Source organism: Kitasatospora sp. NPDC050463, assembly GCF_040655255.1.
In the GTDB taxonomy this organism is placed as follows: Bacteria; Actinomycetota; Actinomycetes; order Streptomycetales; family Streptomycetaceae; genus Kitasatospora.
This window is the reverse complement of sequence record NZ_JBFAJO010000085.1, coordinates 23,096-34,154: the sequence shown is the minus strand read 5'-3', so window position 1 is coordinate 34,154 and position 11,059 is coordinate 23,096. Positions and strand designations below refer to the sequence as shown.

Annotated in this window: 12 protein-coding genes; 11 read left to right on the top strand and 1 reads right to left on the bottom strand. The window is 72.3% G+C overall.

What is annotated here, in order from left to right:
- Positions 1-364: 364 nt before the first annotated feature.
- From AB0J08_RS35130 to AB0J08_RS35080, 11 genes are all read left to right on the top strand, one after another.
- Positions 365-853 (top strand): phenazine biosynthesis protein, encoded by a 489-nt coding sequence (locus AB0J08_RS35130; protein ID WP_360642209.1) that lies wholly within the window; start codon positions 365-367, stop codon positions 851-853.
- A 28-nt stretch (positions 854-881) separates the two neighbouring features.
- Positions 882-2,054, top strand: coding sequence for a 3-deoxy-7-phosphoheptulonate synthase (locus AB0J08_RS35125; protein WP_360642207.1), 1,173 nt, complete (start codon positions 882-884; stop codon positions 2,052-2,054).
- Positions 2,055-2,105: 51 nt separating this feature from the next.
- Complete coding sequence (locus AB0J08_RS35120; RefSeq protein ID WP_360642205.1) at positions 2,106-2,729, top strand: isochorismatase family protein; 624 nt, start codon at positions 2,106-2,108, stop codon at positions 2,727-2,729.
- Entirely contained in the window at positions 2,726-4,633 is a 1,908-nt protein-coding gene (locus tag AB0J08_RS35115; protein WP_360642203.1) for an anthranilate synthase family protein, read from the top strand. The genes AB0J08_RS35120 and AB0J08_RS35115 overlap by 4 nt, the downstream gene beginning before the upstream one ends.
- 70 nt (positions 4,634-4,703) lie before the next feature.
- The gene (locus AB0J08_RS35110) at positions 4,704-5,540 is read left to right on the top strand and encodes a PhzF family phenazine biosynthesis isomerase (protein ID WP_360642201.1); all 837 of its coding nucleotides are present in this window, start codon (positions 4,704-4,706) and stop codon (positions 5,538-5,540) included.
- A gap of 133 nt (positions 5,541-5,673) precedes the next feature.
- Positions 5,674-6,309 carry a phenazine biosynthesis FMN-dependent oxidase PhzG gene (gene phzG / locus AB0J08_RS35105; RefSeq protein WP_360642199.1) on the top strand — a complete coding sequence of 212 codons (636 nt, stop codon included), beginning with the start codon at positions 5,674-5,676 and terminating at the stop codon, positions 6,307-6,309.
- 225 nt (positions 6,310-6,534) lie between these two features.
- Positions 6,535-6,882, top strand: a complete 348-nt coding sequence (locus AB0J08_RS35100) for a nuclear transport factor 2 family protein (RefSeq protein ID WP_360642197.1) — start codon at positions 6,535-6,537, stop codon at positions 6,880-6,882.
- 91 nt (positions 6,883-6,973) lie between these two features.
- Positions 6,974-7,339, top strand: coding sequence for an SgcJ/EcaC family oxidoreductase (locus AB0J08_RS35095; RefSeq protein WP_360642195.1), 366 nt, complete (start codon positions 6,974-6,976; stop codon positions 7,337-7,339).
- Between the two features lie 44 nt (positions 7,340-7,383).
- Positions 7,384-8,187, top strand: coding sequence for a class I SAM-dependent methyltransferase (locus tag AB0J08_RS35090; RefSeq protein WP_360642193.1), 804 nt, complete (start codon positions 7,384-7,386; stop codon positions 8,185-8,187).
- A gap of 47 nt (positions 8,188-8,234) precedes the next feature.
- On the top strand, positions 8,235-9,458 hold the full coding sequence (locus AB0J08_RS35085; protein ID WP_360642191.1) for an MFS transporter: 1,224 nt from the start codon (positions 8,235-8,237) through the stop codon (positions 9,456-9,458).
- Positions 9,459-9,611: 153 nt separating this feature from the next.
- Entirely contained in the window at positions 9,612-10,775 is a 1,164-nt protein-coding gene (locus tag AB0J08_RS35080) for a transposase (RefSeq protein WP_360642189.1), read from the top strand.
- 22 nt (positions 10,776-10,797) lie between these two features.
- Here AB0J08_RS35080 and AB0J08_RS35075 read toward each other — a convergent pair whose 3' ends face one another.
- The gene (locus AB0J08_RS35075; RefSeq protein ID WP_329487397.1) at positions 10,798-11,055 is read right to left on the bottom strand and encodes a Prokaryotic metallothionein; all 258 of its coding nucleotides are present in this window, start codon (positions 11,053-11,055) and stop codon (positions 10,798-10,800) included.
- Positions 11,056-11,059: the final 4 nt, after the last annotated feature.

Here is an 11,059-nt window from a genome sequence, read left to right as displayed (position 1 = left end):
GTGCTGGCGGACGCGGTGAGCGAGAAGTTCGGTGGCGACCACGTGTCCGAGACCCGGCGCAACGTCCAGGGGTACCTGGACAACCTGATCGTCCGCTAGGCACCCGGCTGCCCCGGCCGTCCTGACCGGAGCGCCGGAGCGCCCGCCGGAATTCGACCCACCCCCCACGCCCACCGATAAGCGCACCCCTTTGCCCCACCCGCACCGCGGAAACGCCGAGTGCGGGTCTTCGGCATGCCCGCATTCGGAAAGCCTCGCGTACGCGGGAAAGCGCGGCAGGACATTCCCTGCACACCGGCCGGCGGCCTAGGCTGCACGAAGTCCGATTCGGAAGACCTCCGCCATTCACTTCGAGGGGATACCCATGTCCGATTTCACCAGCCCCCAGGGGTTCGCCGACGCGGCGGAGCTGCGCGCCAAGAACCGCGCCACCGTGGAGCGGTACATGAACACCCGGGGTCAGGACCGGCTGAAGCGGCACGAGCTCTTCACCGAGGACGGCAGCGGCGGTCTGTGGACCACCGACACCGGCTCCCCGATCGCCATCAACGGCCGGGACCGGCTGGCGGAGCACGCCGTCTGGTCGCTGAAGTGCTTCCCGGACTGGGAGTGGTACAACATCCAGATCTTCGGTACGGACGACCCGAACCATTTCTGGGTCGAGTGCGACGGGCACGGGAAGATTCTCTTCCCCGGCTACCCCGAGGGTTACTACGAAAACCACTTCCTGCACTCCTTCACGCTCGCCGACGGAAAGATCAAGCAGAACCGCGAGTTCATGAACCCCTTCGAGCAGCTGCGCGCACTGAGCATTCCGGTGCCGGAGATCAAGCGCGAGGGAATACCCACCTGACCGGGTTCTCCCGGATTGGAGGCTCAGCATGGAAGACGTTCTGCGTGACATCCGCTTCCGTGAGGCCCTGCAACAGCCGACCTGGAGCGACGCTTCGCAGGTCCGACGCGTCCACGAGACCCTGGCGGCCCGTCCGCCGCTCGCCCGGGCCGAGGACATCCTCGCCCTGCGGGCGATCCTGGCCCGCGTCGCCGCCGGCGAGGCCAAGATCGTGCAGGCCGGGGACTGCGCCGAGGACGTGAACGAGCACACCCCCGGCTACGTGGCCCGCAAGACGGCGGTGCTCGACCTGCTGGCCGGCGCGCTCCGGCTGGCGACCCATCAGCCGGTGGTGCGGGTCGGCCGGATCGCCGGGCAGTTCGCCAAGCCGCGCTCCAGCGGGACCGAGCAGTACCAGGGCGTCGAGATCCCGTCGTACCGCGGTGACATGGTCAACGGCCCCGAGCCGGACGCCGAGAGCCGGCGGCCCGACCCGCTGCGCATCCTGGCGGGCTACATGGCCGCGAACGAGATCATGGAACACCTGGGGTGGAAGGGCCGGGGCCAGGGCGCCGGCATCGAACTCCCGGTCTGGACCAGCCACGAGGCGCTGCTGCTGGACTACGAGATCCCCATGCTCCGCCAGGACGACCTGGGCCGGCTCTTCCTCGGCTCCGCCCACTGGCCGTGGATCGGCGAGCGCACCCGGCAGGTCGAGGGCGCCCATGTCGCCCTGCTGGCCGAGGTGTTCAACCCGGTCTCCTGCAAGGTCGGCCCGAGCATGAGCCCGGCCGACCTGTTGGCCCTGTGCGCGCGGCTGGACCCGAACCGCGAGCCGGGCCGGCTCACCCTGGTCGCCCGGATGGGCGCCGACGCCGTGGCCGACCGGCTGCCCCCGCTCGTCGAGGCCGTGAAGGCCGCGGGCCACCCGGTCATCTGGCTGGGCGACCCGATGCACGGCAACACCGTCTCGGCACCCGGCGGGCACAAGACCCGGATGGTGGAGACGGTGGCCCGCGAGGTCCGCGGCTTCGTGCAGGCCGTCACCGCCGCCGGCGGGGTGGCCGGCGGGCTGCACCTGGAGACCACTCCCGACGACGTCACCGAGTGCGCGTCCGACCACGCCGCCCTCGACCACGTCGGCGACACCTACACGAGCCTGTGCGACCCGCGGCTGAACCCGCGGCAGGCCCTCACCGTCGTCTCGGCCTGGAACGGCTGAGCCGGCTCTCCCCCCGTCCACCCGGAGCATCCGCGAACTGGAGGCCATGGCATGGCCGGCATTGCGCCCATCACCCCGTATCCGCTGCCCTCGGCAGGCGAATTGCCGGTCAACACCGCGCAGTGGGACATCGATCCGGACCGCGCGGTCCTGCTCGTCCACGACATGCAGCGGTACTTCCTGAAGCCCTTCCCGGACACCGTGCGCGCCGAGCTCGTGCGCAACGCGGCGTCGCTGCGCGCCTGGTGCGTCGCGCGCGGGGTCCCGGTGGCCTACACCGCCCAGCCCGGCGGCATGACCGAGCAGGAGCGCGGTCTGCTCAAGGACTTCTGGGGGCCCGGCATGCGGACCGACCCGGTGGACCGCGCGGTCGTGGACGAACTGGCGCCGGGTCCGGACGACTGGGTGTTCACCAAGTGGCGCTACAGCGCCTTCTTCCGCTCCGACCTCCTGGAGCGGATCCGCGCCACCGGGCGGGACCAGCTGGTCATCTGCGGCGTCTACGCGCACGTCGGTGTGCTGATGTCCGCGGTCGAGGCGTTCACCAACGACATCCAGCCGTTCCTGGTCGCCGACGCGACCGCCGACTTCTCCCGGGAGTTCCACGAGCTCGCGCTGCGGTACGCCGCCGACCGCTGCGCGATGGTCGTCACCACGAAGGAGGTCGTCGGATGAACGGCGCTCCCGCGGACGACCTGCTGGGGCGGGTCCTGGGCGACGACCCGGGGCCCTTCGCCCTGCTCCACCGGCCCGAGACGACCGGACCGGACTTCCTGGACGTCCTCGTCGGCGAGGTGTCCAACCCGGCCGCCCTGGCGGACCTCCCGCTGTCCGGCGAACCGGTGGACGTCGGGGCCCCGGCCCGGCACGAGGTGCTCACGGTCATCCCGTACCGCCAGATCACCGAGCGGGGCTTCGCCGCCCCGGACGACGGCGCGCCGCTGATCGCGATGACGGTGACGGAGCAGCGGACCGTGCGGGTCACCGAGGCGCTGACCCGCCTACCGGACGTGGCGACCGACCTGACCGGCGGCCACTTCGACCTGGACGACGACGCCTACGCCGACACCGTGCGCCGGATCGTCACGGAGGTCATCGGCGAGGGGGAGGGCGCCAACTTCGTCCTGAAGCGCTCGTTCGTCGCCGACATCACCGACTACGGACCGCACAGCGCGCTGGCGTTCTTCGGGCGCCTGCTGCGCCGGGAGAGCGGCGCGTACTGGACGTTCGTCATCCACACCGGCACCCGGACCCTGGTCGGGGCCTCGCCCGAGCGGCACATCAGCGTCAGCGACGGCGTTGCCGTGATGAACCCGATCAGCGGCACCTACCGGTACCCGCCGTCGGGCCCGACCCTTCCGGAGGTCATGGACTTCCTCGCCGACCGCAAGGAGGCCGACGAGCTGTACATGGTGGTGGACGAGGAACTGAAGATGATGGCCCGGATCTGCGAGGAGGGCGGCCGGGTCACCGGCCCCTACCTCAAGGAGATGGCCCGGCTCGCCCACACCGAGTACTTCATCGAGGGGCGCACCGACCGCGACCCGCGCGAGATCCTGCGCGAGACGCTGTTCGCCCCGACCGTCACCGGCAGCCCGCTGGAGAGCGCCTGCCGGGTCATCGACCGCTTCGAGCCGCAGGGCCGCGGCTACTACAGCGGCGTCGCCGCCCTGATCAGCCGCGACGAGCGGGGCGGGCGCCGGCTGGACTCCGCGATCCTGATCCGGACCGCCGACATCGACACCGCGGGCCGGGTGCGGATCGGCGTGGGCGCCACCCTGGTCCGCCACTCCGACCCGGCCGCCGAGGCCGCCGAGACCAGGGCGAAGGCGGCCGGCCTGATCGCGGCGCTGGAGGACGGCACCGGCGCCCGCTTCGGCACCCACCCGAGGGTGCGGGCCGCCCTGGCGAGCCGCAACGACACCATCGCGGACTTCTGGCTCAGCGAGCGGGACGAGCGTGACCGCCCGCTGCCCGAACTGCTGGGCCGCGAGGCCCTGGTGGTGGACGCCGAGGACACCTTCACCTCGATGATCGCCCACCAGCTCCGGTCCATCGGGCTGTCGGTCACCGTGCGGCGCTTCGACGAGGCGTACTCCTTCGACGGCTACGACCTGGTGGTGATGGGGCCGGGCCCCGGAGACCCGAGCGAGGCCGGCAACCCGAAGATGGAGCACCTGCACACGGCGGTGGGCACGCTGCTCGCGCAGCGGCGGCCGTTCCTCGCCGTCTGCCTCAGCCACCAGGTGCTCAGCCTGCGGCTCGGCTTCCGGCTGGAGCGCCGCGCGGTGCCCAACCAGGGCGTCCAGAAGGAGATCGACCTCTTCGGGGCCCGGGAGCGCGTCGGCTTCTACAACTCGTTCGCCGCCCGCAGCCAGGAGGACGAGGTGGAGATCGAGGGCGTCGGCCCGGTGGAGGTGAGCCGGGACGCCGAGACCGGTGAGGTGCACGCGCTGCGGGGCCCGCACTTCGCCTCCATGCAGTTCCACGCCGAGTCGGTGCTCACCCAGGACGGGCCGCGCATCGTCGCCGCCGCGGTCCGCGACGTCCTGCGGTCGGACGCCGTCAGCCGCGCCTGAGAACCACCCGCCCACGGGCCGGACGGGCCGCACGGACCGGTCGGGCCCCACAGATCAGTTGGAGACGAGAATGCACAGATACGCGGTGGTGGACGCCTTTGCCGAGGAGCCGCTGCGGGGCAACCCCGTGGCCGTGTTCTTCGACGCCGACGACCTGTCGGCCGAGCGCATGCAGTGCATCGCGAGGGAGATGAACCTCTCCGAGACGACGTTCGTGCTCTCGCCGGAGAAGGGCGGTCACGCGCGCATCCGGATCTTCACCCCGGTCAACGAACTCCCCTTCGCCGGACACCCGTTGCTCGGTACGGCGATCGCCCTCGGGAACGAGACGGAGTACGACGCGCTGCGCCTGGAGACCTGGATGGGGGCGATCCCCTTCGAGCTGGACCGGGTCGACGGCAAGGTGGTCGGCACCCGGATGCGGCAGCCGGTCCCCACCTGGGAGCCGTTCGCGGAGGCGGACGAACTGCTGGCCGCCCTGGGCGTGGAGAGCTCGACCCTGCCGGTGGAGATCTACCGCAACGGGCCCCGGCACGTCTTCGTCGGTTTCGAGAGCATCGAGGCGCTGTCGGCCGTCAACCCCGACCACCGGGCGCTGGCCCGGTTCCAGGACATGGCGACCAACTGCTTCGCCGGCTCCGGCAGCCACTGGCGCAGCCGGATGTTCTCCCCGGCCTACGGCGTGGTCGAGGACGCGGCCACGGGCTCGGCGGCGGGGCCGCTGGCGATCCACCTCGCCCGGCACGGACTGATCGAGCACGGGAAGCCGATCGAGATCCTCCAGGGCGTGGAGATCGGCCGCCCGTCGCTGATGCTGGCCCGGGCCGAGGCCACCGACGGAGAGATCGACTTCGTCGAGGTCGGTGGCAGCGGCGCGGTCTTCGCGCACGGCACGGCCACCGTCTGAGCCGGGCCGCCGTCCGAGCGGGCCCCGCACGCGAGCACACCCCGGCGCCCGGCGACGCCTGGCGACGCCCCTCGCCCGGCGTCGCGCCCCGGCGCCCGAACCACCATGTGACGACACATCGACGGAGGAGCAGATGAGCGCAGGCAGGTCCGAGACCATGACCGGGACGGTCGACACCGACTTCCCCGAGTACGACAACCCGCCGCCCGCACCGGCCGGCCTGGTCCGGAGCTGGTACGAGCGGGCCCAGCAGCTGGGTGTGCGCGAGCCACGGGCGCTGGCCCTGGCCACCGCGGACAAGCAGGGCCGCCCCTCGACCCGGATCGTCGCGGTGAACGAGATCACGGACGAGGGCTTCGTCTTCGCGACCCACCTGGGCAGCCAGAAGGGCCGGGAGATCACCGAGAACCCCTTCGCCTCGGGCGTCCTGTACTGGCGCGAGACCAGCCAGCAGATCTCGGTCAGCGGTGCGGTGGAGCTGCTCGGCTCCGACGTGGCCGACGCCAAGTGGCTGGAGCGGCCGCTGTTCACCCACGCCGCCTCGGTGACCTCCCGGCAGAGCGAGGAGATGCGCGACATGGCGGCGTTCCGCGCCGAGGTCGACCGGGTCGCCGAGTTCGGGCCCCAGCCGCGCCCGGCGAGCTACGTGGCCTACCTGCTGCGGTTCGACAGCGTCGAGTTCTGGGCCAACGGCGCCGACCGGGTCCACGAGCGCCTGCGCTTCGACCGGACCGACACCGGTTGGACGACCCGGCGGTTGCAGCCGTAGGGCGTGTCCTGTGGAGGGGCCCGGCACCGCGGCCTCGTCCGAACTGATCCACAGGGCGCGTCCCGAACCCCCTCCGGCCTGCGGCGCGAAGCCGTGGGCCGGCCGACCTGACATAGTCCTCCGCCAGGCGTCGCCCGGTCGGCGGCGGCGCGAGCAGACTCTCCGTGCGGGGCCGCCGGGCGGCCCCCGGGGCAGCCGGCCTCGCGCACAACGCTGGGAGATCCCATGGCTGATGACGCCGAGAAGGTGGCCGCCGCGTACTTCGGTAGCTGGCGGACCAAGGAATTCACGACACTGCGCGGACTTCTCGCCGACGACGTCGAGTACGAGGGCCCGCTGGCGCGGCACGGCAACGGCGACGCGGTCGCCGGGGCGCTGGAGGGCATGGCGGGCATCACCGTCGACCTGGTCGTCGAGCGGACCTTCGTCGACGACGGCGACGTCCTGACGTGGTTCGTCCTGCACACCACGATCGCGGAACCGACTCCGGTCGCGAATCTGATGCGGGTCGAGAACGGAAAGATCACCAGACTGCGCGCGATCTACGACCCTCGCGGGTTGACGAGCGCGTGAGCTCCCCCGAGGGCTCGATTCCCTGCTGACCGGCCACCGAAGGCCGGTCACCGACGACCGGTCTTCGATGACCGAGGAGAGGGCGGACCACATGACCCCCGTACGCGAGAAGGCCGCCGAGCCCGAGGACCTGGCGCGGCTCTGGGTCGAACTGGCCAACGCCGGCGACGCCGAGGGGCTCGCTGAGCTCTACGAGCCGGACGCCGTGATGGCCTTCCCGATCGGCCGCCTGCACGTCGGCCGGGACGCCATCCGGGCCGCCTTCGAGGAGATGCTGACGCGGTTCTCCACCTTCGCCCTGGAGGAGACGGTGCCCACCCTGCGCACCGGCGACCTCGCCCTCACGTCGACCGTTCCGGCCGACGACAGCAAGGGCCGCTACCAGGTCGCGCGGCGCCAGCCGGACGGTTCGTGGCTGCGGGTCCTCCACTCGTCCGGCTACGTCGTCGAGTCCTGACCCACCCCACCCGGCCGGCCATCACCAGGAAAGGGCACCACGCGATGAGCGGAAACCTCGTACACGCCGACGCTTACACCACCGGGCTCCTGAGCAAGGACCTCCCGACCGAGCTGACCCGGCTCCAGCTGCTGGAGAAGACCTACGACCCGGGCACGGTGAAGGTCCTGGAGCAGCTCCGGCCGGCGCCGTCCTGGCGCTGCCTGGAGCTGGGCGCCGGCGCCGGTTCCATCGCGTACTGGCTGGCCGACCGGGTGCCCGACGGCGGCGTGGTCGCCGCCGACATCGACCCGCGGTTCATCGACGCGGGCCGGGCGGCCAACCTGACCGTCCGGTGCGCGGACATCACCACCGAGGACTTCCCGGAGGGCTCCTTCGACCTGGTGCACGCCCGGGCGGTGTTCATGCACCTGCCGCAGCGCGAGGAGATCCTCCGGCGCGCGGTGCGCTGGCTCGCCCCCGGGGGCTGGCTGGTGGTGGAGGACGTCTACTTCCTGCCCGCGGAGGACTCGCCGTACCCGCAGTGGCAGCGGGCCAACGGGGCGTGGACGACGGCCCTGGCGGCGCAGGGCATCGACCTGGCCTGGGCCCGTCGGATCCCGGCGGCGCTCACCGACGCCGGCTGCGCCTCGGTGGGCGTCTCGGTCACCCCCGGCGGCCTGGGCGTGGACGACGACCAGGACGAGCTGCTGCGCATCCGGCTGCTGCAGAGCGGCGACCGGCTCGTCGCCGCCGGCCTGGCGACGGCCGAACAGATCGACCAGGCCCGGCTGCTGGTGGAGAGCCACCCCGCACCGGACGTCTCGACCCTCGTCTACTCGGGCTGGGGCCAGAAGCCCGTCCGGTAGCCGAGTTCCCTCCCGAAATCCCCCTGATCTCCCCGGCGGTGTAATCCATGACCACGACCGAGCCCCTGAGTAGTGCCACCAAGTCCCCCGCGCCTCCGGGGTCGAGCAGCGTCATCGCGTGGCTGTCGTTCGCGACCATGTTCGTGATCGGGACGGACACGTTCCTGGTCGCCCCGATGCTCCCCACGCTCGCCGACAGCTTCGACGTCTCCACCGGTGTCTCGGGCTGGATGGTCAGCGCCTACGCCCTCGGTTTCGCGCTCTTCGCCCTGGTGGCCGGCCCGCTCTCGGACGGCCGGGACCGGCGCGGCGTGCTCCTGCTCGGCTTCGCCGGCTTCACGGTGGCCACCGGGCTGTGCGCCGTCGCGCAGGGCTTCTGGACGATGATCCTCTTCCGGCTCCTGGCCGGGATGTCCGCCGCCCTGGTGACCCCGCAGATCTGGGCCTCGATCCCCGTCCTGGTGCCGGGCAGCGCGATCGTGCGGACGATGGGCTTCGCCGGCGCCGGCATGTCCATCTCCCAGGTCGTCGGCGTGCCGATCGGCGGCTGGCTGGCCGCGTCGTCCTGGCACGTGCCGTTCCTGGCGGTGGCCGGTCTGGCCGCGGTGGCCTGGCTGGTCCTCTGGCGGGTCTTCCCGTCGGTGCCCGCCCCGGCCTCGGCGGGGTCGAGCTTCTTCGGCATCTACGCCGGGCTGTTCCGTTCGCGGACCTTCACCTGGTACCTGATCGCCTATCTGGCCTACCAGACCGGGGTGTTCGAGACCTTCTCGTTCATCGGCTCCTGGCTGGGGAAGGACTTCGACCTGGGGGTGTCGGCGATCGGTGCCGCCATGATGGCGCTGGGTACCGGCATGGCGATCACCTCGCTGTTCGGCAGCCACATCATCAAGCGGTTCGGCCAGGAGCGCACGCTGGCCCTGGCGATCACCGCGCTGGTCGTGATCTACGGCGCGGTGCCCTTCGCCCCCAACCTGGCGGTGGCGATCGTCCTGCTGGCCCTCGGCTCCGCGGTCCTGGGCATCAACTACCCGATCTTCATGGCCATGCTGCTGTCCCAGACCACCGCCGCCCGCGGCACGGTGTCCTCGCTGGCGACCACGGCGCTGTACGCCGGTACGACCATCGGCGGTGTGGTCGGCGGCGTCCTGCTGACCGACTTCGACGGCTTCTACGGCGTCGCCGGCTTCACGGTGGTGGCCCTGGTGATCGCCTTCGCGATCTTCGCCGCGGCGGGCGCCTTCCGGGTCCGCGAGGCCGAGCCCGCGTCATGACCCGGCTGTCCGGGGTCTCCTGATCCGAGCGGTGTGCTCCGTCATCCCCCGGCGGTGGAGCACACCGCTCGCACGCGTTCGCACCACCCGCCCGGACCCCACGCCCGGGCCGTCGCCGGGGCGCCCCACCGCCCACGACCAGGGGGATGTGTCATGACTGGTAACGCCGCCCGGCACGAGGTCCTCGCGGACCTGTGCGACCACCTCTTCGCGTCGCTGCCGCGAAGCGACCAGCGAAGGACCGGCCGGGACTACCTCCGCGGCCTGCTGACCACGAAGGGGCGCAAGTCCTTCCGCAACATGGCGGTGGGCCTGGGCGGCGACGCCACCCTGGAGCAGCGCCTCCACCACTTCGTCAGCTGCTCCACCTGGGAGTGGATGCCGATGCGCCGGGCGCTGGCCGAGTACATGGCCGCCGCCACGCCGCCGGCGGCCTGGGTGCTGCGGCCGATGGTCGTCCCGAAGGAGGGGGACAGCACCGTCGGCGTGCACCGGCGTTACGTCCCCGCCCTCGGTCAGTTCCTGAACGCGCAGTTCGCCGTCGGCCTCTGGGGCGCCTCCCCGGCGCAGCCGCAGCAGGCCCACCCGGTCGGCTGGCGACTGCTGCTGACCCGGGAATGGCTCGACGACGAGGCCGGCCGGGCCCGGACCGCCGTCCCGGACGGGCTGCTGCCGGAGTCACCGGTGGACTGCGCGGTCGAGGCCTACCTCGCCATGGCCGGTCCCGGGGCGGGCGGGGCGGCCACCGATCCGGCCGGGCGGCCCGGGGTCCGCCCGCTGGTGATGGCGGGGGACGCCGATGTGGTCAGGGCCGTCCACCGGCTCCGGGCCGCCCGGGTGCCGTTCGCCGTCCGGGCCGACCCGGCACTGCCACTGACCGTGGTCGAGGCGGAGGAGGCGGGCGGCGCCGGCCGGCAGGTCCTGACCGCCTCGGAGAGCCTGCGCCGCTGCTCCGACCCGCAGGCCGCGGAGCACCGCACCCGGCGGTCGGGCCCGCTGGCGGCCGTCCGGGTCCGCTCGCCGTTCGCGCACGTCGGCGCGGACCACGCGCCCGGCGCCCACGACCTGCTGCTGCTCGGCACGGGGGCGGACCCCTACCGGCGGCCCGAGGAGGTCTGGCTCACCAACCTGCTCGACGCGGACGCCACCGAGCTCACCGGCCTGATCTCGCTGCTCGGCGCCGTCGACGACTCCTTCGCCCGGATCACCGACCGGGTCGGCATCCGGGACTTCACCGGGCGGACCTTCCCCGGGTGGAACCGCCATGTGACGCTGGCCTCGGCCGCGCACTGCGTCGCCCTGTTGGCGGGGGAGTAGCCGGCCCCGCCCCGGGCGCTTCCTAGGCCGGGTGCGCCCCGACGGCGTCGCGGATCTGCTCGCCCAGGCCGCCGTTGACGCGGGCGCAGTGGGCGCAGCAGAAGAACCGGCCGGCGACCTCGACGCCGTGGCCGACGATCCGGACCTGGCAGTGCTCGCAGCGCGGCGCGAGCTTCTCCATCGCGCACTCGAAGCTGTCGAAGGTGTACACGTCGCCGGTGATCGTCTTGATCTCGAAGGACAGCCAGTAGTCGTTGGAGCAGACGTCGCAGACCGCCATGGGG